General features: G+C 73.0%; 18 protein-coding genes. 10 read left to right on the top strand and 8 right to left on the bottom strand.

Annotated features, from left to right (window positions below; genetic code table 11):
• Nucleotides 1-6 precede the first annotated feature (6 nt).
• From OHU74_RS31655 to OHU74_RS31635, 5 genes are all read right to left on the bottom strand, one after another.
• Nucleotides 7-492, bottom strand: coding sequence for a thioredoxin family protein (locus OHU74_RS31655; protein WP_371619051.1), 486 nt, complete (start codon nt 490-492; stop codon nt 7-9).
• 78 nt (nt 493-570) lie between these two features.
• The gene (locus tag OHU74_RS31650; RefSeq protein ID WP_371619050.1) at nt 571-2,010 is read right to left on the bottom strand and encodes a benzaldehyde dehydrogenase; all 1,440 of its coding nucleotides are present in this window, start codon (nt 2,008-2,010) and stop codon (nt 571-573) included.
• Between the two features lie 161 nt (nt 2,011-2,171).
• Nucleotides 2,172-3,371, bottom strand: a complete 1,200-nt coding sequence (locus tag OHU74_RS31645; RefSeq protein ID WP_371619049.1) for an acetyl-CoA C-acyltransferase — start codon at nt 3,369-3,371, stop codon at nt 2,172-2,174.
• A gap of 186 nt (nt 3,372-3,557) precedes the next feature.
• Nucleotides 3,558-5,867 (bottom strand): FtsX-like permease family protein, encoded by a 2,310-nt coding sequence (locus OHU74_RS31640; protein ID WP_371619048.1) that lies wholly within the window; start codon nt 5,865-5,867, stop codon nt 3,558-3,560.
• Complete coding sequence (locus OHU74_RS31635) at nt 5,864-6,574, bottom strand: ABC transporter ATP-binding protein (protein ID WP_371619047.1); 711 nt, start codon at nt 6,572-6,574, stop codon at nt 5,864-5,866. The genes OHU74_RS31640 and OHU74_RS31635 overlap by 4 nt, the downstream gene beginning before the upstream one ends.
• 138 nt (nt 6,575-6,712) lie before the next feature.
• Between OHU74_RS31635 and OHU74_RS31630 the strand changes: the two genes are divergently transcribed.
• Both OHU74_RS31630 and OHU74_RS31625 read left to right on the top strand, forming a co-directional pair.
• Entirely contained in the window at nt 6,713-7,627 is a 915-nt protein-coding gene (locus tag OHU74_RS31630; protein WP_371619046.1) for a sensor histidine kinase, read from the top strand.
• Between the two features lie 110 nt (nt 7,628-7,737).
• A complete protein-coding gene (locus OHU74_RS31625; RefSeq protein ID WP_371619875.1) occupies nt 7,738-8,391 on the top strand; it encodes a response regulator in 654 nt (217 codons plus the stop codon).
• A 176-nt stretch (nt 8,392-8,567) separates the two neighbouring features.
• Here the strand turns inward: OHU74_RS31625 and OHU74_RS31620 are convergent, their stop codons facing one another.
• On the bottom strand, nt 8,568-9,545 hold the full coding sequence (locus OHU74_RS31620) for a LacI family DNA-binding transcriptional regulator (RefSeq protein ID WP_371619045.1): 978 nt from the start codon (nt 9,543-9,545) through the stop codon (nt 8,568-8,570).
• Nucleotides 9,546-10,000: 455 nt separating this feature from the next.
• Between OHU74_RS31620 and OHU74_RS31615 the strand changes: the two genes are divergently transcribed.
• From OHU74_RS31615 to OHU74_RS31600, 4 genes are all read left to right on the top strand, one after another.
• Nucleotides 10,001-11,254, top strand: coding sequence for an MFS transporter (locus tag OHU74_RS31615; protein ID WP_371619044.1), 1,254 nt, complete (start codon nt 10,001-10,003; stop codon nt 11,252-11,254).
• Between the two features lie 61 nt (nt 11,255-11,315).
• Nucleotides 11,316-12,011, top strand: coding sequence for an alpha/beta fold hydrolase (locus OHU74_RS31610; protein ID WP_371619874.1), 696 nt, complete (start codon nt 11,316-11,318; stop codon nt 12,009-12,011).
• 158 nt (nt 12,012-12,169) lie between these two features.
• Nucleotides 12,170-13,465: an NAD(P)/FAD-dependent oxidoreductase gene (locus OHU74_RS31605; protein ID WP_371619043.1), complete on the top strand. Its 1,296-nt coding sequence runs from the start codon at nt 12,170-12,172 to the stop codon at nt 13,463-13,465.
• Nucleotides 13,466-13,475: 10 nt separating this feature from the next.
• The gene (locus tag OHU74_RS31600) at nt 13,476-13,937 is read left to right on the top strand and encodes a type II toxin-antitoxin system PemK/MazF family toxin (RefSeq protein WP_330299753.1); all 462 of its coding nucleotides are present in this window, start codon (nt 13,476-13,478) and stop codon (nt 13,935-13,937) included.
• 50 nt (nt 13,938-13,987) lie between these two features.
• Here the strand turns inward: OHU74_RS31600 and OHU74_RS31595 are convergent, their stop codons facing one another.
• Both OHU74_RS31595 and OHU74_RS31590 read right to left on the bottom strand, forming a co-directional pair.
• Nucleotides 13,988-14,326 carry a hypothetical protein gene (locus OHU74_RS31595; RefSeq protein WP_371619042.1) on the bottom strand — a complete coding sequence of 113 codons (339 nt, stop codon included), beginning with the start codon at nt 14,324-14,326 and terminating at the stop codon, nt 13,988-13,990.
• 190 nt (nt 14,327-14,516) lie between these two features.
• Nucleotides 14,517-15,347: a TIGR02452 family protein gene (locus OHU74_RS31590; protein ID WP_371619041.1), complete on the bottom strand. Its 831-nt coding sequence runs from the start codon at nt 15,345-15,347 to the stop codon at nt 14,517-14,519.
• 109 nt (nt 15,348-15,456) lie between these two features.
• Here OHU74_RS31590 and egtA point away from each other — a divergent pair, with 109 nt between their 5' ends.
• Genes egtA through egtD form a run of 4 tightly spaced genes read left to right on the top strand, consistent with a single transcriptional unit; the run spans nt 15,457 to nt 20,109 of the window.
• Complete coding sequence (gene egtA / locus OHU74_RS31585) at nt 15,457-16,854, top strand: ergothioneine biosynthesis glutamate--cysteine ligase EgtA (RefSeq protein WP_371619040.1); 1,398 nt, start codon at nt 15,457-15,459, stop codon at nt 16,852-16,854.
• Nucleotides 16,851-18,185, top strand: a complete 1,335-nt coding sequence (egtB, locus tag OHU74_RS31580) for an ergothioneine biosynthesis protein EgtB (protein ID WP_371619039.1) — start codon at nt 16,851-16,853, stop codon at nt 18,183-18,185. The genes egtA and egtB overlap by 4 nt, the downstream gene beginning before the upstream one ends.
• A complete protein-coding gene (gene egtC / locus OHU74_RS31575; protein ID WP_371619038.1) occupies nt 18,185-19,006 on the top strand; it encodes an ergothioneine biosynthesis protein EgtC in 822 nt (273 codons plus the stop codon). Before egtB ends, egtC begins: the two co-directional genes overlap by 1 nt.
• Nucleotides 19,003-20,109: an L-histidine N(alpha)-methyltransferase gene (gene egtD / locus OHU74_RS31570; RefSeq protein ID WP_371619037.1), complete on the top strand. Its 1,107-nt coding sequence runs from the start codon at nt 19,003-19,005 to the stop codon at nt 20,107-20,109. Before egtC ends, egtD begins: the two co-directional genes overlap by 4 nt.
• Nucleotides 20,110-20,347 lie beyond the last annotated feature (238 nt).

The raw sequence follows: 20,347 nt of genomic DNA, 5'->3' as shown, positions 1-20,347 counted from the left end.
ACGTACTCAGGCGTCCGGCGCGGCGGCCTCCGGGGTTCCGGCGTCCGGCGCGCCGCCGGTCTCGGCCTTCTGCTCCGCGGCGATCTTGGCGCGCACCTCGTCCATGTCCAGGGCGCGGGCCTGACCGATGAGGTCCGTCAGGGCGGCTTCCGGCAGCGCGCCGGGCTGGGCGAAGATCGCCACCTGGTCGCGGACGATCATCAGGGTCGGGATCGAGCTGATCTGGAAGGCCGCCGCGAGCTCCTGCTGGGCCTCGGTGTCCACCTTGGCGAAGACCAGGTCGGGGTTGGCCTCGGCCGCCTTCTCGTAGACCGGGGCGAACTGCAGGCAGGGGCGGCACCAGCCCGCCCAGAAGTCGATCAGCACGAATGAGTTCTCGCTCACCGTCTGGTCGAAGTTCTCCTTGGTGAGTTCGACAGTAGCCACGATTGTCCAGACCTCCTGATTGCTGCACTTCTTGTCCTCCGTGAACGAACGGAGGACCCGAAGCATTCCGCCCCGGCGTTGCCCACGGCCGCGGTTCTGGGAGCTGTTCTGGGAGCGGACCTGGAAGCAGTACTGGAAGCAGTACTAGAACCCGTGCGCGCCGGGCGTGGCGCGGACCGTGGTCCAGCGCAGCTCGGTGAAGGCGTCCAGGTTCGCCTCGCCGCCGAAGCGGGCGCCGGTGCCCGAGGCGCCGACGCCGCCGAAGGGGGCCACCGCCTCGTCGTTGACCGTCTGGTCGTTGATGTGCGCGATCCCGGTCGGGATCCGGCCCGCCAGGTCCAGGCCGCGCGCCGCGTCGGCGGTCACGATCCCGAGGGCGAGCCCGTAGGGGCCGGCCGAGGCCAGCCGTACGGCCTCGTCCTCCGTCGCGAAGGACCGTACGGGCGCCACCGGGCCGAAGACCTCCTCGGCGTAGGCGGGGGTGTCGTCGCCGACGCCCGCGAGCACGGTGGGCCGGTAGAAGAGGTCCCGGTGGGTGCCTCCGGCGACGAGCTTGGCGCCCTGCGCGGTACTGGCCTCCACCAGGCCGTGGACCCGGTCGAGTTGGGACCGGTCGATCAGCGGCCCCAGGTGCACCTGTTCGCGGTACGGGTCCCCGACCGCGAGCTCGTCGGCCCGCGCGGCGAGCCGCTCGACGTACTCGTCGTGGAGCGAGGCGTGCACGAGGTGGCGGCCCGCCGTCATGCAGATCTGGCCCTGGTGGAAGAAGGAACCCCAGGAGGCCTGCGCGACGGCCGCTTCCACGTCGGCGTCTCGGAGCACGACGAGCGCCGAGTTCCCGCCCAATTCGAGGTGTGCGCGGGTGAGGTGACGGCCCGCCAGTTCGCCGACGGCCCGGCCGCTCGCGGTGGATCCGGTGAACGACACCACCCGTACGCGGGGGTCGGCGACGACCGCCGCGCCCGTGTCGGCGCCGCCGGGCAGGACGTGCAGCAGCCCGGCCGGCAGGCCGGCCTCCGTGAGGACGGCGTCGAGCAGCAGGCCGCCGCACACGGCGGTGCGCGGGTCCGGCTTGAGGAGCACCGCGTTGCCCAGCGCCAGCGCGGGCGCCACCGAGCGGATCGCGAGGATCAGCGGGGCGTTGAAGGGGGCCACCACCCCGACCACGCCGACCGGTTCGCGGCGGGTGAAGGACAGCCGCGGCGCCTCGCTCGGCAGCACCTGGCCGGCCGGGCGCGAGGCCAGCGCCGCGGCTTCGTAGCACTCCTGCGCGGCGACGTGCAGCTCGAAGTCGGCCTTGCCGGGTATCGACCCGGACTCCCGCACCAGCCAGTCCCGCAGCTCGTCGGGGTGGGCGGCGAACAGGTCCCCGGCGCGGCGCAGCACGGCGGCCCGTTCCAGGTGGGTGGCCCGCGCCCAGTCGCGCTGCGCCGCGTGGGCCCGTACGGCGGCCTCCGTCACGTCGGCCGGGGCCGCCAGGCGGATGGTGGCGAGGGTCTGCCCGGTGGCGGGTTCGATCACGGGGGCGGTACCGCCGGTGAGGGTGGGTCCGTCCTGCCAGAGGGTCGGATCGAGAAGCGGCATGGCGCGGGGCCTCCGGGTGGGGATGGGCGGGGCGGGGGGGCGGCAGCTCGCGCCATCGTGCCACCACCCCGCGCCCGAGGCACCAATTCCCTTCGGCCGGCGCACGGTTGCCGCCCACCTATGACTGAAAATGATCGTTGGGGGAGCAATTCCCGGGCGGATCAGCGCTCCAGAACGAGAGCGATGCCCTGCCCCACGCCGATGCAGAGCGCCGCCACACCCGTACCCGAACCGGCCGCCGCGAGCTGATGTGCGATCGAGCCCGCCAGCCGGGCCCCCGAGGCGCCGAGCGGATGACCGATGGCGATGGCCCCGCCGCGCGGATTGACCAGCGCCGGGTCCAGGTCCGGCCAGTTGGCGAGGCAGCCCAACGCCTGCGCTGCGAAAGCCTCGTTGAGCTCGAAGGCGGCCAGGTCCCCGAACCCGCGGCCCGCCTTGGCGAGCGCATGCTCGACGGCGTCCACCGGCCCCAGACCGAAGAGCTGGGGCTCGATCCCGGTGACCGCGGACGCGCTGATCCGCGCCAGCGGCTCCCGCCCGGTGGCCGCGAGGCCGGCCTCGTCGGTCAGCAGCAGCGCGGCGGCGCCGTCGTTGAGCGGGGAGGCGTTCCCGGCGGTGACCGTGCCGGTGCCGTCCTGGCGGAAGGCGGGCTTCAGCCGCGCCAGCGCTTCGATCGTGGACCCTTCCCGGATGCACTCGTCCCGTACGAGGTCCACCCCGGCCCACGGCACGACCTCGGCGTCGTACTGCCCGGCGGCCCAGGCGACCGCCGCCTTGCGGTGGCTCTCCAGCGCGAAGGCGTCCTGCGCCTCGCGGGTGATGCCGTGCTTGTCGGCGACGAGCTCGGCGCCCTCACCGAGTGAACCGGTCCACTCGGCCGGCATCCGGGGGTTGGTCATCCGCCAGCCGAGGGTGGTGGACCACATCTGCTGGTGCCCGGCCGGATAGCCGCGCTCGGGCTTCTGCACCACCCACGGAGCCCGGCTCATCGACTCGACCCCGCCCGCGATGGCGACGGAGGCGTCGCCGAGCGCGATGGCGCGGGCCGCCTGGATCACGGCTTCGAGCCCGGACCCGCAGAGCCGGTTGACGGTGACCCCGGGGACGCTCACCGGCAGCCCCGCGAGCAGCACCGCCATCCGGGCCACGTCGCGGTTGTCCTCGCCCGCGCCGTTGGCGTCGCCGAAGACGACGTCGTCGATGCGGGCCGGGTCGAGCGCGGGCGTACGGTCCACGAGCGCGCGCACCACGTGGGCGGCCAGATCATCGGGCCGGACCCCGGCGAGGGCCCCGCCGAACTTGCCGATCGGGGTGCGGACGGCGTCGACGACGTAGACGTCGCGGACGGTGCGGATGCTCATGGAGTCCCTCCTGGGCGAGCGAGTGGCGGTACGTCCTCACCGACGCCGTTGTCCGGCCCCGGCGCACGCCCCGCCCGCACCCGGTGGGGCGCGCCCGAAGTCTCCGTCCGCCCGTCCCCCCATGTCAACGCCCCTCCGGCCCGGCCGGGCGGGCTACCGGGCGGGCAGGGCCGGGGTGCGGGCCCGCTATTCGGTGTGCAGCACCGAGGCGATGGTCATCCGGGCCGCCGACCGGGCCGGGATCAGGGCGCCGAGGACCGCGATCGCCACACCCGCGACGAGCATCCCGGCCAGCTGCGGCGCGTGCCACACGTCCTTCATGGATTCCGGGAAGTCGACCACTCCGACGTTGTCCACGACGAAGCGGTGCGCCGCGATCCCGATCGGGATGCCGATCAGCCCGCCGACCGCGCCCAGCGCGGCGACCGAGGTCACCGTCATCACCACCACCTGCCGGGGGGTCATTCCGATCGACTTGAGCATGCCGAGGTCCCGGCGCCGCTCGCGGGTGTTGAGCAGCACCGTGTTGAAGACGCCGAGGGACGCTACGAGGGTCACAAGCACCGTGAACACGGTCGAGAAGGTGACGACGGTGTTCGTGCCGGCATTGTCCGAGTCCACCACCGAGGTGCGTAGGCCCGGGTCGAGCGCCTCGACCGCCTCGGTGCAGGCGCGCGCGTCCGCGCCGGGGGCGAGCCTTACCACGTACTCGGTGGCAGGGGTGCCTGGTGCGAATTGGGCGAGGGTCTCCCAGGTGGCCTCCACGGCCCGGGCGTGACCCTCGATGAGCTCGCCCACGACGGTCGCGGAGACCCGCCTTTCGTTCAGCTCCAGAGCGACCCGGTCACCGACCTTCAGCCCACGCTGGGTCAGGAAGGCCGGCCCGGCCACGATCTCTCCCACCGCGGTTGGCGCCCGGCCCTTGGCGAGGACATGGTCGTACGAGGACGCGTCCCCGCGGTAGAAGTCGACGTAGATGGGCTGGCTCTGCCCGGTCATGCTCGCCTGGGAGAGCGCGCGGGCCCGTACGCCCACCACACCCGGCAGGGAGCGCAGCCGTTCCTCGATCTGCTGGTCACTGAGGAGCGGAGCCGTCCCGCCGTTGCCCGGCCCTCCCGTCCCCACCTGGATCCAGGCGCCCCCGTCTTCCCTCCCGACGTCGGCGAAAGCCACCATGGTGCTGGTCAATCCGGTCGACAGAGTCACGGTGGTGACCCCGAGCACGACGGCCGCCAGGGTCAGCAGCGTGCGGGCGGGCCGGGCGAACGGCTGGCCCAGGCCCAGGCTGACCGGGCGCGGCAGCCGGGTGGCTCCGAGCATCCGCTGGACGCGCAGCCCGCGCCCGGTCCTCGGCGCGCCGCCTGCGCTGATCGCCCGCGCGGCGGGCAGCCGATGCGCCTGCAGGGCGGGGACCAGCGCGGCCAGCAGGACGAGGGCGGGCATGCCCGCCAAGCAGGCGACGGACAGCCACGGGCTGACCTCGCCGACCGAGGCCCGGCCCACCTCGATGCCGCTGAATGCGACCTTCAGAATCGGTCCGGCCAGTGCATTGCCCAACAAGGTGCCCAGTACGCAGCCCGCCACCGCGGGTACCGAGAGCATCGTCAGGTAGACGGCGACGACCTGGTTCGGGGTGAACCCGAGGGCCTTGAGCACCCCGATGTGCCGGTAGCCGGAGACGACCGCCCCGCTGACCACGTTCCCGACGATCAGGACGGAGACCAGCAGGCCGAGGATGCCGAAGAGCATCATGAACGGGAGGTAGGAGTCGGCCAGTGCGGAGAAGGCCTGCTTGAGGCTGAGGTAGGTCTGCGCGCCGGTGAGCGCGCCCTCGGGCAATCCCGTGGTGGCCCGGGCCAGCCCGGCGCTCAGCTGAGCCTCCGTAGCGGAGTCCGCGAATCGGTAGAGCATCTGAGTGGAGGTGGGGTGCAGTGCGGCCATCTGTTCGGGCGAGACCCAGGCGCTCGCCGACTGGCTCATGCTGGTGGCGAAGCCGACGACGGTCAGTGTCGGTCCGCCCTGGACCTTCAGCTCGGTGCCGAGCAGCTTCGTGCCGGGGGAGCCGTTGGAGGACCAGTTGACGACCATCTCGCCCGGCGCAGTGGCCCAGCGGCCCGACAGCAGCTCGATCCGGTCCACGGGGCCCGCCGGATCCGCCCGGCCCACCACACTGAGGGTTCCGCCCGCCGTCCAGAGCCAGTCCTTGGGGACGTCCACGACGCCCTGCTCGAACGGTCCTGCCGCAGCCTCCACCCCGGGCTGCCGGGCGGTCCGCGCCAGTTGCTCCGGCGAGACCTTCGCGGAATCGAAGGCTGCCACCGCATGGGCCCCACGCTGTTCGGCGTAGGCCTTGTCGAAGGGGCTCGAGGCCGCCGTCATCAGCGCCAGCGCGAGCAGCACGGCCGCCGTGGAGCAGAGCACGACGAGCCCGATGACGAGGGTCTGGATCCGCCGGCGCTTCACGGCTGCGCGCGAGGCCGCCCACACGGCGCTCACGCCGTCACCTCCAGTGCGCTCTCGCCGGCCACCCGGCCGTCGGCTACCTGGACCAGCCGGCTGGCGCAGCGGGTGGCCAGTTCCGGGTCGTGGGTGACGATCAGCAGGGTCTGTCCGATCTGGTTCAGGTCGATCAGCAGGTCCATGACCTGTTCCCCGGAGCGGCTGTCGAGGGCGCCGGTCGGCTCGTCCGCCAGCAGCAGCGCCGGACGGTTCATCAGGGCCCTTGCCACGGCGACCCGTTGGCGCTCACCACCGCTGAGCGTCGCCGGGTAGTTGTTCCGGCGTCCGGCGACACCGAGTTCGTCGAGGAGGTCCAGGGCCCGGCGGCGCGCCTGCCGGGTCGGGGTGCCGGTCAGCTGCGCGGCCAGGGCCACGTTGTCCAGGACCGGCAGATCGTCGATGAGGTTGAAGAACTGGAAGATCATGCCGACGTTGCGCCGCCGGAAGAGCGCCAGGCCGGTCTCGTTCAGCTTCCCGAGGTCATGGCCCTGCACCTCGACCGTGCCCGAGGTCGGCCGGTCCAGGCCGGCCACCATGTTGAGCAAGGTGGACTTGCCGCAGCCCGAGGGCCCCATCACTGCGACCGCGTCCCCCGCCCTGATCTCGAGCGACAGCCCGTCCAGGGCCTTCGCGTCGCCGTACTCCTTGTGCACCTCGTCCAGCCGCACCACCACTTGCCCGGTACCACCGTGATCGTTTGTCATGGCTCGAACCTAGGCCGGAGTCCGCGCACCCGGCGTCAACCCCTCGATGTATCCGTCGGGTCGGGTCATCCCGGGGATGTACGGGGCTACGTACGGGGGCTGATGGCGCGGACCCCGCCGAGCTGCGAAGATGATCACGTGTGGGGATCCGGGACGATCGGGCTGATCATCGCCCTGGCGGCAGCAGTTGGCGCCGCCGGGTGCCTCGGCGTGATGGCGGTCCGGAGCCGGCGGCTGCACCGGGCAGCCCTCGAGGAGCGCGGCTGGCTGCTGGAACGCGAGCGGGAGAGCGCGGCGCAGACCGCCGTGGACGCCGAGCGGGCCAGGATCGCGGCCGAGCTCCACGACATCGTCAGCCACAACGTGAGCCTGATGGTGGTTCAGGCCGGTGCGGCCCGCGAGGTGCTGGCCACGATGCCGGAGGAGGCCGCGGCGGCCATGAGCGCCGTCGAGACCGCCGGGCGGAACACGATGACCGAGCTGCGGCACCTGCTCGGCCTGCTCGCACCCGCGCAGAACGGCGAGGACGAGCCCTACGGAATGGACCTGTCCCCGCAGCCGAGCCTGAGCCGGATCGGTCCGCTGATCGACCGCATCGCCTTCGCGGGCCTGCCCGTGGAGATGCGCATCTCGGGCGAGCCGCGCCCGCTGCCGACGGGGATCGACGTCACCGCCTACCGGATCGTCCAGGAGGCCCTGACCAATGCCCTCAAGCACGGGGACGGGGCGAAGGCCGAGGTGACCGTGCGGTACGCGGACCACTACCTGCGGGTCGAGGTGCTCAACAGCGGCCCGAGCGTCCTGTCCGGCAGCCGCCCCGCCGAGCGCAGCGGGTCGGCCGCAGGACGCGGGGACGGCACGGGAGCCGGGGACGGAAAGGCACCCGGGGACACGAAGGGCCGCGCGGACGGCACCGGTCGAGCCGACGGCACCGGACGCGGGCTGCTCGGCCTGCGCGAGCGGGTCTCCGTCTACGGCGGCGACCTAGACGCCCGACGCCGCCTCGGCGGCGGCTACCGCGTCCGCGCCCGGATACCGCTGGACCGGCCGTGACGACGAACCCCGCGCCCGGGCCCTCTCCTTCGGATCCTGCCGGGTCCGCGCCGCCCGGCCCCCGCGTCGTGATCGCCGACGACCAGGAGCTGGTCCGCACCGGCTTCCGCATGATCCTGACCGCCCGCGGCATCGACGTGGTGGGCGAGGCCTCCGACGGGGCCGAGGCCGTAGCCGCCGTACGTGAACTGCGGCCCGACGTCGTGCTGATGGACATCCGGATGCCCGTGATGGACGGCCTGGAAGCCACCCGCCGGGTGCTCGCGCAGAACCCGGACTGCCGGGTGATCATGCTGACCACCTTCGACCTGGACCAGTACGTCTACGCGGCCCTCGCCGCCGGAGCCAGCGGGTTCCTGCTCAAGGACGTCACCCCCGCACATCTGGCCGCCGCCGTACGCCTGGTCGACACCGGTGACGCCCTGCTCGCGCCCTCGATCACCCGCCGCCTGGTGGAGCGGTTCGCGCCCGGCGCTCCCCCGGCCGGTCCGGATCCCGCCGCCCCGGCCGTCCACCGGGACCTGGCCGTACTGACGCCGCGCGAGCTCGAGGTGCTGACGCTCATGGGCCGGGGGCTCTCCAACGCCGAGCTGGCGCGGGAACTGACCCTGAGCGAGGCGACGGTGAAGACGCACGTGGCCCGGATCTTCGGCAAGCTGAGCCTGCGGGACCGGGCCCAGGCCGTCGTCATCGCCTATGAGACGGGACTCGTCTCACCGGGCGACTCCGCGGACGCCGGCGGTACGGGCGGCACCGGCCGATAGTCCGCAGGCTGCGGGTCGGGGGCTGGGGGCTGGGGCCGCAGGCATCGCCCGCAGACCGCAAGCACCGGCGCAGACACCGACCCCCGCCCGCAAGCACCGGCCCGCCCCCGTGGGGATCCGGCTGGAAGCGTCCGGTCGGGTCGATTCGCGCCGCAGCACCACCGCCCCCGCCTCCGTCAGGTCGAATCGCGCGGCAGCGCCACCGCCGCCATCAGGTCGTGCCGCCTCACCACGGCCGAAGGCTCCCGTACCGCCTGGTCGACCAGGCCGGCCAGCCGCTCGCCCGTCGGCATCTCGATCTGGACCGTGCTCAGCCTCGGCCGCAGCAGCCGCCCGATCAGCAGATCGTCCGCGCCGATGACGGCCACGTCCTGCGGCACCCGCAGCCCCGCGTCCTGGAAGGCCCGCATCAGCACCATCGCGTACTCGTCGTTGTACGCGAACGCCGCGTCCAGGCCTAGCCCGGTCCACCGCTCCGCGAGGGCCGCCGCGGACTCCTCCGAGTAGGCCATCGGCAGGGCCACGACCTCCGCTCCGGCCACCGACCGGGCACCGGCCAGCCGGGGCTCGGAGAAGAGCTCCAGCCCTTCCTCCTCCGGCACGATCACGCCGATCCGGCGCCGGCCGCGGTGCACCAGGTGCTCCGCCGCCCGCACACCGACCTCCGCCTGGTCCATGACGAGCGCGTGCGCTCCGGGGACGCTCACCGGTCCCATCGTTATCACCGCGCGCGCCCCGGCCCGTTTGAGCGTCGCGACGTTGTGCGCGGAGAGCATGATCTCGCCGAGGGAGATCACCGCGACCGGCCGCAACTCCGCCCAGGCGCGGGCCGCCTCGTCACCGGTCAGGCCGAGGCTGCCGTACTGGACCACCGTGTAGTCGAGTCGGCGCAGCGCCCACTGCAACTCGTTCAGGAAGGTGCTGTAGAGCGGGCCGATCGGCACGTGCGAGGTGGGCAGCAGCACGATGCGCGTGTGCCCGGCGCGCAGGCTGCGGGCGGCGGCGTGGGGGACGTAGCCGAGCTCCTCGGCGGCTTCGCGCACCTTGCGGCGGGTGGGCTCGCTGATGCGTACGGCTTCCGCGTTGTTCAGGACGTACGAGACCGTCGCGCGCGAAACCCCGGCGAGCCGGGCCACGTCCGCACTGGTCGGCACGGACGGAATCGGCGCGGACGAAACCGGCACGGACGGAATCCGCGCGGACGAAAGCGGCACGGGCCGGGTCGGCGCGGGCGTGGTCGGCGCCGCGGGGGCCGGAGCCTGCGACTCGGGCGGCTTCGGAGGCTTCGATGACTGAGACATTGCCGTCGCATCTTTCCAGACCGGTTGTGCCCAGGGGCTAGCGGATGGCCGGAAACGAATGCTACACAGTGGTTACACGATTCATTGACACGTGTAACCACGGCGTCACCCCAGCGTCATCAAGGGTGTCTCCACACGTGCCGTGACGTGTCCAGTCGTGCCCGCCGCCCCGTCGCGTTCATCGCACCCCCGCCGTCGTGACAGGGCGGCGAGCACTCCTCCCCGTACCGCCTCCCGCACCCCTCCCGCACCTTCACGCACTCCTCCCGCACCCCTCATCCCCCTCGAAATCTGCCCAGGAGGGCACCGTGGCCCTTTCCTCCCCCGGCACCGGCACCGCCGCCGCCGCCACCGACGCCCCCGCCGAGTCCGCCCCTGGACGCGGCCTGCTCCCCTTGCTGCTCCTCGGCAACAGCGCCATGTACGCGTTGTACATCGGCGTGGGCGGGATGCTGCTCGCCCTCCAGGTCGAAGACATCGACCCGGCGAACAAGGTCGCCAACTTCGGCCTGATCGCGGGGGTCTCCGCGATCTTCGCGACGGTCTTCAACCCGGTCGCGGGCGCCCTGTCCGACCGCAGCGGGCGGCGCAATCCCTGGATCCTGGGCGGCGGGATCGCCGCCGTCCCGGCGATGCTGCTGCTCGGCGCCGCGGACACGATCCTGCTGATCACCATCGCCTGGTGTCTCAGCCAGGCCGTGATGAACATCTACCAGGCCGCCATCACCTCCGTGGTCCCCGACCGGGTCCCGATGAGCGCCCGCGGCAAGGCCTCCGCGGCCGTCGGCCTCGGCCTGCCGTTCGGCTCCACCATCGGCGCCCTGATCGGCGCGGCCTTCTCGGACGACTACCGCACCGGCTACCTGATCTTCGGCGCGATCGTCGCCGGCGGCGCCGTCCTGTTCACCACCTGCACCCGCGAGCAGCGGCTGCCGGCGCGCGCCCCGATGCCGGTCAAGCAGCAGCTCGCCGCCTTCGCGAGCGCCCTGAAGGACCACGACTTCCGCTGGGCCTTCATCGGGCGGGCGCTGCTCGTCCTCGGCTACTTCGCGGTGAGCGGCTACCAGCTGTACATCCTCCAGGACCACACCGTCCTGCCCGAGGGCATGAAGCCCGAGTCGGCCGTGGCCGTCATGATGCCGCTGACCAGCGTGGCGATGGTGGTCTCCACCGTCCTCGGCGGCTGGCTCTCGGACAAGTACGACCGCCGCAAGCTCTTCGTCGGCGCCTCCGCGCTGCTGTCCGCGATCGCGCTGGTGATTCCCGCCCTGTCGACCAGCTGGACGGCCATGCTGGCCTTCGCCGTGATCAACGGCCTCGCCTTCGGCTGCTACATGGCCGTGGACACCGCCCTGGTGACGATGGTCCTCCCGAAGGCGCAGGACGCGGCCCGCGACATGGGCGTGCTCAACATCGCCAACGCCGGCCCGCAGATCGTCGCGCCGTTCATCGCCTCGGTGATCGTGTCGGTGAGCGGCGGCTACACCGCCCTGTTCATCGTGGCGGCCGTACTGGCGGTCGCGGGCGCACTGGCGGTCAAGCCGATCCGCAGCGTCCGCTGAACCGCCTCTCCGCCCCGAACCGACCCCGTACACCACACCCTTGACCACGAAAGGCACCACCGTGCAGCTTCACACCCACACCTGGGGCGAAGGCGACCGCATCGCACTCCTGATCCACGGGATCATGGCCGACCACCGGACCTGGCGCCGGGTCGGTCCCGCCCTCGCCGAGCGCGGCTACCGCGCCATCGCCGTGGACCTGCGCGGCCACGGGGCCAGCGGCCGGGGCGAGTACAGCCCGGAGGCCTTCGCCGACGACGTGGTGGAGACGCTGCCCGTGGGCGCGGAGCTGGCCATCGGGCACTCCCTCGGCGGCCTGACGCTCTCGCTCGCCGTCGACCGCCTGAAGCCGAAGCGGGCCGTGTTCTCCGACCCCGCATGGCACCTGGCCGCCCCCGAACCGGGCTTCACCCCGGAGATGTTCGCCCAGTTCAAGGCCGCGTCGAAGGAGCAGATCCAGGCGATGAACCCGCGCTGGGACGAGGCCGACGTCGACATCGAGCTGGAGACCCTGGCCGTCTGGGACGAGGCGACCGCACTGTGCCTCGGTCCGCTGATGGGCGCCGACCTGCTGCCGGCCGCGCCGGTGGTCCCTTCGCTCGTACAGCTGGCCGACCCCAGCTTCCTGATCAACGAGGAGCGGGCGGCGGTCCTGCGGGAGCGCGGCTTCGAGGTCCGTTCGGTGGCGGGTGCCGGACACACCATCCAGCGGGACGACTTCGACGGGTTCATGGCCTCCCTCGAAGGCTGGATCTAGGACCTGCCCGGGGGTGCGGCGGCCGGCCGGAGTCGGCCACCGCGCCCCGATCCCCCGTCAACCGGTCGGCCACTCCCTATAGTTGGTCATGTTCCTGACAGCGGCGGCGCTGCGCCACCGCCATGGACGGCACCACACCCGAAGGGAGCGATCGGCACATGACCAGGCCTGAGAGCGCGGGATACGAGTACGACGTCGTCATCAGCGGAGCCGGCCTCGCCGGCAGCGCCGCGGCGATCCTGCTCGCTCGACGCGGTGTCCGCGTCGCACTGATGGAACGCCGCTCGGACCCCGAAGCGCACAAAGTGCTGTGCACCCACTCCCTCACGGCCAACGCCTACCCGGTGCTGGAGGAACTCGGCCTCGTCCCCGATCTCGAGAAGGCCGGAGCCGTCCGCAACCAGGCCCGCTGGTACACCCGTTGGGGATGGATCGAGCCGAGGGGCGCGGCCACGGGCCCCGAGCTGCCGTACGGGTACAACGTCCGGCGCAGCACCCTCGACCCGCTGATCAGGTCCCGCGCTGCCCGCACTCCCGGCGTCGATCTGCTCCTCGGCCACCAGGTGACCGGGCTGTTGAGGGAAGCCGGGCGCACCGTGGGGGTACGCGCGTCGACGCCCCTGGGCGAGCGCGAGATCCGGGCCCGCCTGGTCGTCGGCGCCGACGGCAACAACTCGGCCGTGGCGAAGTTCGCCGACGTACCCGCCCAGCAGCACGAGAACGGCCGGTTCGGCTATTTCGCGCACTACCGCAACCTGCCGCTGCCCGGCGGGATCAGCCAGGCCTGGTTCCTCGAACCCGACATGGCGTACGCGTTCGCCAACGACGACGGGGTCACGGTCCTCGCGGTGCTCCCGGACAAGAAGCGGCTGCCGGCCTTCCGGGAGGACCTGGAGGGCAGCTTCCTCGAGTTCGTCCGCGCCCTGCCCGAGGCGCCGCCCGTCGACTCGGCGGAACGCATCACGAAGATCACCGGCACCGTCGACTACCCGCTGCACAGCCGAAAGCCGACCGCACCGGGCGTCGCGCTCATCGGCGACGCCGCCCTGACCAGCGACCCCTTGTGGGGAGTGGGATGCGGGTGGGCCCTGCAGTCCGCGCGCTGGCTGGCCGAGGCCGTCGCCCCCGCCGCAACCGGCCGGGGCGACCTCGACGGGTCGCTCGCCGTGTACGCGCGCAGGCACCGGCGCGAGCTGCGCGGTCACCAGTACCTGGCCGCCGACTTCGCCAAGTCCCGCCCGTTCAACCCCATCGAGCGGCTGGTGTTCTCCGCGGCCGCGCGCGACGCGTCGCTGGCGCGGCACATGCACCTCTTCGGATCCCGCCTGATCGGTCCGCTGCGCTTCTTGAACCCCGTGGTGCTGGCCAAGTCCTCGGCCGTCAACCTCAAGCACCGCGGGGCGGCCGCGAAACCTCGGCCCACCAGTGCGACAGGGGCCCGAAAAACCCAGTAATCTCCCCTAAATGACGGCACTTTCACACCACAGCAACGGTCACGTCGAGCAGCCCGGCCGCGACGGGCACACCGCCACGGCCGAGGCCGATCCGCACGCCATCGGGCCGGTGCAGACCTCGTACGCCCCCGATCGCGACGGGGATCCCGATCCCGGCGAGATCGTGTGGACCTGGGTTCCCTTCGAGGAAAACGATGGGCGCGGGAAGGACCGGCCGGTGCTGGTCGTCGCGCGGGAGGCGGCCGGCACGCTGCTGGCCGTGCAGCTCTCCAGCAAGCGGCACGACCACGACCGGGAATGGGTTCCGATCGGGACCGGGCCCTGGGACGCCGCCGCCCGGGAGTCCTGGGTGGACGTGGACCGGGTGCTGCGCGTGCACGAGGACGGGATGCGGCGCGAGGCGTGCGCGCTGGACCGGGGGCGCTTCCAGCTGGTGGTCGACCGGCTGCGCGAGCGGTACGGCTGGCGGTAGCCGGCCGGGCCGGGGCAGGCCCGCGGGGGCCGCGCCCCGGCCGATGCCCTTCAGCCGAACCGCACGCTGTGCGGAACCACGGATCCGAAGTTCGCCGAGCCTCTGGGACGCATCACCAGCGCGGCCCCGCCCTCGCAGCCGCGTTCCGTGAACAGGGAGGCCCGCGCGCCGGTCGCGTTCTCCGCCCGGCGCGCGCCGCTCAGCAGTAGGTAGCACTCGCCGTTCGCGGGGTTCTCGAGGGTGAAATCGTCCCCCTCCACATTGACGTACCGGAATTCGCCGCCGGCCGCCTGGGCGCTGGTCGAGACCCCCGTGAACAGGGTCAGGGCCGCTCCGATCACCACGGCCGTCCGTACCGCGTTCCGCGCCGCGCGCTTCATCGCCCGCATGGGACTCCCCTCGATGTCACCGACAGTCGGATCCGGTCACAACCAGTGTCGAGTCCGCCGGTGACGCGGCGCAGGCCTCGCGGCGGCCGTCACCCGAATGCGGGTAGCGAGGGGCCCCGCCGTTCGGGACCCGCGCCCCTCGCGCCCCCGCCTGCGCCCCCGCCGCGCCGCCCGGGGCCGATCCCCCCGGTCACACGAGCCCCGCCAGCACCCTTTCGAAGGTCTCCCGCGTCTCCGGCTTCCGGTCCAGGATCCCGAACACCACCCGCTCGAAGACTCCCGCGAACCGCCCCGCCAGCAGCCCCCTGAAGGCCTCCGCCACCTGGGCCGGGTCGTTCATGAAGACCCCGCACCCCCAGGCCCCCAGCACCAGGTCCCGGTACCCGTGCAGCGCGGCCACTTCCAGCACCAGCTCCGCCCGGCGCGCGAGGGCGGCGGGGATCTCGGGCTCGCGCTCCGGCTCCTGGCGGCGGATCGTGCCGGCGTTCGGGGCCGGGGAGGTGAGGAAGCCGGCCCGGAAGGGGGCCTCCATCAGCTCGCCCCGGTCGTCGCGGAAGACGGGGACCCCGGGCGAGTGAATCACCCGGTCGGTGTAGAAGGTGCTGGCCTCGGCCCGGTGGATCTCGTAGTACTCCGGGGCCTCCAGCAGGGTCTCGTACAGGGCCGAGGCGCGGCAGAGCGCCTCCTCCTGGGCCTTGGCCCCGCGGACGTAGCCGCCCCCGGGATTGCGGGCCGAAGCGAAGTTCAGGACCGCCACCGAGGCCGCCTCCGCGCGGTCCCCCGCGAGCCTGCGGGCCGCCGCCGTGCTGCTCTCCCCCGTGACCTCGACGACGGTCCTGCCGGTCTCCCCGGGGGCCGGTTCGCCTGGAATCACCCGGTTTGGGCCATATATCCTGGTTCCTGCCTTGGCCTCCGCCACGGCGGCGGCGAGCGCCACCTGCCGCCCCGACCGCGCCCGGTACCCACCGGACGCCACGATCTCCGCGTTTTCTCTCGCCATCTCACGCAACCTGCCACTCATGCTGTGATCTTTGACGCTCCCGGCATGCGGCGGCAAGGGAGTTTGCGCCCCAAGGGACGGGTAGGCACGGGTGATGTCACATCCGACGACACGAGACGAGGGCCCCGTCATGCCCCAGGACTCCGTCCAGGAAACACCCGAGCGCCCGCCCGAACAGCCGTCCCGCCCCACCGGCCTGACCGAGTCCGCCGCCGAGGACCTGATCCACGGCATCTGTTTCAAGACCGGCCCGCCCCGCCTCCTCGGGGCCGAGCTCGAATGGCTGGTGTTCGACGCCGAACGCCCCGGCCTGCGCGTGTCCGCCGAGCGGCTGGCCGCCGCGCACGACGCGGCCCGCGCCCTGCCCCTCACCTCCCGCGTCACCGTCGAGCCCGGCGGCCAGCTGGAGCTGAGCTCGGCCCCCGCCGCCTCCCTCACCGGGTGCGTGGACGGGCTCCAGTCCGATCTGACCGCCGTACGGGGAGTCCTGCGCGAGCAGGGCCTGGTCCTGCGCGGCCTCGGCCAGGACGCGCGCCGCCCGTACCGCCGGATGCTGACCAGCCCGCGGTACGAGGCGATGGAGACCTACTTCGACCGCACCGGCCCCGCCGGCCGCGCCATGATGTGCGCCTCCGCCTCGGTGCAGGTGTGCGTGGACGCCGGGCAGGAGGAGCCGGGGCCCCTCGGGCACGGCCGCCGCTGGCGGCTGGCCCACCTCCTCGGCGCGGTGCTGGTCGCCGCCTTCGCCAACTCCCCCGCGCACGAAGGCCCGTACGCCGGCTGGCGCTGCGCCCGCCAGGGCGTCTGGAGCGATATCGACACCCGGCGCGCGCTCGCCCCCGTACTGGAGGCGGAGCCGCGCGGCGCCTGGACCCGGCAGGCGCTGGACACCGACGTGATGTGCGTACGGCCGTCCGGCGGCGACGCCGGAGCCGCCGCCGACACGCCCTGGACCGTGCCGCGCGGGCTCACCTTCCGCGACTGGCTGCGCTCCGGCGGCGGGCCGGGATCCGGCGGCGGATTGCGGCCGCCCACCGCCGAGGACCTGGAGTACCACCTGACCACGCTGTTCCCACCGGTGCGGCCCCGCGGCCACCTGGAGCTGCGGATGATCGACGCGCAGCCCGGCGAGGACGGCTGGCTGATCCCGGTGGCCGTCGTCCACGCGCTGTTCGACGACCCGGAGGCCACCGAGACCGCGTACCGGGCGGTGAAGGCGCTGGCCGACGGCTACGGCGCCCAGCCCGCCCCGCGCAATCCGCTGTGGCGCAGCGCCGCGCAGCACGGGCTCGCCGATCCGGAGCTGCGGTCCGCCGCCCGCGCCTGCTTCCGGGCCGCTTCCGAGGCGCTGCCCCGGCTGGGCGCGAGCACCCGAGTGGCGGACTCCGTGGCCGAGTTCGGCGACCGCTACGTCAAGCGCGGCCGATGTCCGGCCGACGACGGGCTCCCGCAGCATCCGTCCCGGCGCCGGCCGCAGGCCCGTCCGCGCCCCCATCCGCAGCCGACCGGCGAGGAGGCACGCTCATGACCACCGAACCGGAGCTCCTGCGCGAGCGGGCCGCCGCCGCACTGACCGCCGCACGGGTCCGTACGGCCGGGCTCACCGACTCCAGCGCCGTCAGCGACGCGGACCTGACCGCCCAGCACTCCCCCCTGATGTCCCCGCTGGTCTGGGACCTCGCGCACATCGGGAACATGGAGGAGCTCTGGCTGCTGCGCAACGTGGCCGGCCGCGAGTCCATGCACCCCGAAATAGACCCGCTCTACGACGCCTTCGAGCATCCCCGGTCGGAGCGGCCGAAGTTGCCGCTGCTCGGCCCCGACGAGGCCCGCCGGTACGCGGCCGAGGTGCGCGGCCGCGTCTTCGACCTGCTGGAGCGCACACCGCTGGAAGGCACCGCCCTGCTGGACGGCGGCTACGTCTTCGGGATGATCGCGCAGCACGAACAGCAGCACGACGAAACGATGCTGATCACCCATCAGCTCAGACAGGGCGGCCCGGTCCTGACCGCGCCCGACCCGGATCCGCCGCGGGGTGCTCCGCCGCACGCGGCCGAAGTCCTCATACCCGGCGGCCCGTTCACGATGGGCACCTCCGCAGAACCGTGGTCGCTGGACAACGAACGGCCGGCGCACGTCCGGGACACGGAGGAGTTCTGGATCGACACCGTGCCGGTGACCAACGCCGCGTACCAGACCTTCATCGCGGACGGCGGATACCGGAGCCGGCAGTGGTGGGCCGCGGAGGGCTGGGAGCAGATCCGCAGGCACGGCATCGAGGCCCCGCTCTTCTGGCGCCGCGAGGGCGATACGTGGCTGCGCCGCCGGTTCGGGGTGACCGAACCGGTACCCGCGGACGAACCGGTGCTGCACGTCAGCTGGTACGAGGCCGACGCGTACTCCCGCTGGGCGGGGCGGCGGCTGCCCACCGAGGCGGAGTGGGAAAAGGCCGCCCGCCACGATCCGGCGACGGGCCGTTCCACCCGCTATCCGTGGGGGGACGAGGACCCGACCCCGGACCGCGCCAACCTCGGCCAGCGCCATCTGCGGCCGGCCCGCGCGGGCAGCTATCCGGCCGGGGCCTCCCCGCTCGGGGTGCGCCAGCTCATCGGAGACGTCTGGGAATGGACCTCTTCCGATTTCCTGCCCTATCCCGGGTTCCGGGCGTTCCCGTACCGCGAGTACTCGGAGGTGTTCTTCGGCCCCGAGCACAAGGTCCTGCGCGGGGGCTCGTTCGCCGTGGACCCGGTGGCCTGCCGGGGCACCTTCCGCAACTGGGACCTGCCGGTGCGCCGGCAGATCTTCTCGGGCTTCCGGACCGCCCGGAGCGCGCAGCCGACTCCGGATGGCGGTGCCTGATGTGCCGTCATTTCGCCTACCTGGGGCCCCCGGTGACGCTCGGGCGGCTGCTGAGCGAACCCGAGCACTCCCTGGTCCGCCAGTCCTGGGCGCCGCGCCACCAACACCACGGCACCGTCAACGCCGACGGCTTCGGCATCGGCTGGTACGCGGAGGGCGACCCGGTGCCGGCCCGCTACCGGCGGGCCGGGCCGATCTGGGGGGACCTGTCCTTCGCCGATCTCGCGCGCGTGGTCCGCAGCGGCGCCGTGCTGGCCGCCGTACGGGACGCCACGCGCGCCGGGGCGGACGGCGAGGCGGCGGCCGCGCCGTTCGCCGAGGGACCCTGGCTGTTCAGCCACAACGGATCGGTTCGGGACTGGCCCGACGCGGCGGCCCCCGTCGCGGCCTCGCTGCCGCCCCAGGAACTGCTGTCGCTGGCCGCCCGGACGGATTCGGCGCTGCTGTGGGCGCTGGTCCTGCACCGGCTACGCAAGGGCGACGCCCTGGGCGCGGCGCTCGCCGCACCGGTCCGGGAGCTGGCCGAGGCCGCGCCCGGGTCCCGGCTGAACCTGCTGCTGACGGACGGGCGGGCGATCGCGGCCACGGCCTGGGGGGACTCCCTCTGGTACCTGGCCGACGCGGCCGCGCAGCGCACGGTGGTGGCGTCGGAGCCCTACGACGACGATCCGCGCTGGACCGAGGTGCCCGACCGGACCCTGCTGACCGCCACCCGCACCCGCATCGAACTCTTCTCCTTGAAGGAAGCCCCGCAGGACGTGAAGGGCCACCTGGAGGAGACCTCTACGAGCGCACCGCACCAAGGAGACGAAGGCCCGTGAACGACTTCCGGCTGACCCGCACGCTCGACGAGGACGCCGCCGACGCGGCGCTGCGCACGGACGTGCTGCACGGGCTGAGCCAATCCCCGAAGATGCTGCCGCCCAAGTGGTTCTACGACGCCCGGGGCAGTGAACTCTTCGAGGAGATCACCCGGTTGCCCGAGTACTACCCGACCCGCGCCGAGCGGGAGATCCTCCTGGAACGGGCCCAGGAGATCGCTTCGGTGAGCGGCGCCCGCACCCTGGTGGAGCTGGGCTCCGGCTCTTCGGAGAAGACCCGGCACCTGATCGAGGCCATGCCCGCGCTGGACACCTACGTACCGGTGGACGTGAGCGAGAGCGCGCTGAAGGGAGCGGCCGAGGCGCTGCTGGCCGAGCATCCGGGCCTGCGGGTGCACGCGCTGCTGGCCGACTTCACGAAGCCGCTCCAGCTGCCCGAGGTGCCCGGACCGCGGCTGGTGGTCTTCCTGGGGGGCACGATCGGCAATCTCCTGCCTCCGGAGCGGGCCGTGTTCCTGGCGGACGTACGGGCGATGCTCTCGCCCGGTGACGCGCTGCTGATGGGGACGGACCTCGTGAAGGACGAGGCCGTGCTGGTGTCGGCGTACGACGACGCCCAGGGGGTGACGGCCGAGTTCAACAAGAACGTACTGACCGTCATAGACCGGGAGTTGGGTGCGGATTTCCACACCGCCGACTTCGATCACGTGGCGGTGTGGAACCGTGAGCACGAGTGGATCGAGATGCGACTGCGGGCCCGGGAGCAGGCGTTGGTGAAGGTCCGGGCCCTGGATCTGGAGGTGTCCTTCGAGGTGGGTGAGGAGATCCTGACGGAGATCTCGGCGAAGTTCCGTCAGGAGGGCGTCCGGAAGGAACTGGCGTCCGCCGGACTGGAACTGACGCACTGGTGGACGGACGCGGCGGGCCGCTTCGCCCTGTCCCTGGCGGTGGCCGACGGCATCGGCGCCGGCGGCTGGGAGGGAACCCCCGGCAGCAGCGGCCGCGTTGGCGAGACGGGCCTCTCCGGCGACACGGGAGGCTCCGCGGGCACGGGCGACTCGGGTCGCGGATCCGGTTCCGGCCGCCCCAGTACGGCGGCCTGAGCCGCGGCCGCGAGGTCCCGCCGGTCCGCGTACCGGCCCGGCGGGATCCGCGGCAGCAGCCACACCTCGGCCCGTACCCCGCGGGCACGCGCGATCCGCCACAGGGAGGCGGTCAGCGGGTCGTCCCCGACGAAGGCGGGCGCCCCGGCCGTCTCCCCGGCCTGCTCGCCGCCGTCGATCACGTAGGCGATCCGTACCGGCTGTACGGGCACCCGCGCGTCCAGCGCGGCCTGGAACG

It is taken from the genome of Streptomyces sp. NBC_00454 (assembly GCF_041434015.1).
Taxonomy (GTDB): Bacteria; Actinomycetota; Actinomycetes; order Streptomycetales; family Streptomycetaceae; genus Streptomyces.
The sequence above is the reverse complement of the archived record's forward strand: the minus strand, read 5'-3'. Positions and strand labels throughout refer to the sequence as shown.

Excerpts from the sequence above, each read along its gene's own strand:
- OHU74_RS31595 (WP_371619042.1), bottom strand. The coding sequence starts at position 14,326 with ATGCGGGCGATGAAGCGCGCGGCGCGGAACGCGGTACGGACGGCCGTG.
- OHU74_RS31590 (WP_371619041.1), bottom strand. The coding sequence starts at position 15,347 with ATGAGTGGCAGGTTGCGTGAGATGGCGAGAGAAAACGCGGAGATCGTG.
- OHU74_RS31600 (WP_330299753.1), top strand. The coding sequence starts at position 13,476 with ATGACGGCACTTTCACACCACAGCAACGGTCACGTCGAGCAGCCCGGC.
- OHU74_RS31635 (WP_371619047.1), bottom strand. The coding sequence starts at position 6,574 with ATGACAAACGATCACGGTGGTACCGGGCAAGTGGTGGTGCGGCTGGAC.
- OHU74_RS31645 (WP_371619049.1), bottom strand. The coding sequence starts at position 3,371 with ATGAGCATCCGCACCGTCCGCGACGTCTACGTCGTCGACGCCGTCCGC.
- egtC (WP_371619038.1), top strand. The coding sequence starts at position 18,185 with ATGTGCCGTCATTTCGCCTACCTGGGGCCCCCGGTGACGCTCGGGCGG.
- OHU74_RS31605 (WP_371619043.1), top strand. The coding sequence starts at position 12,170 with ATGACCAGGCCTGAGAGCGCGGGATACGAGTACGACGTCGTCATCAGC.
- egtA (WP_371619040.1), top strand. The coding sequence starts at position 15,457 with ATGCCCCAGGACTCCGTCCAGGAAACACCCGAGCGCCCGCCCGAACAG.
- egtB (WP_371619039.1), top strand. The coding sequence starts at position 16,851 with ATGACCACCGAACCGGAGCTCCTGCGCGAGCGGGCCGCCGCCGCACTG.
- OHU74_RS31650 (WP_371619050.1), bottom strand. The coding sequence starts at position 2,010 with ATGCCGCTTCTCGATCCGACCCTCTGGCAGGACGGACCCACCCTCACC.
- OHU74_RS31625 (WP_371619875.1), top strand. The coding sequence starts at position 7,738 with ATGATCCTGACCGCCCGCGGCATCGACGTGGTGGGCGAGGCCTCCGAC.
- OHU74_RS31655 (WP_371619051.1), bottom strand. The coding sequence starts at position 492 with ATGCTTCGGGTCCTCCGTTCGTTCACGGAGGACAAGAAGTGCAGCAAT.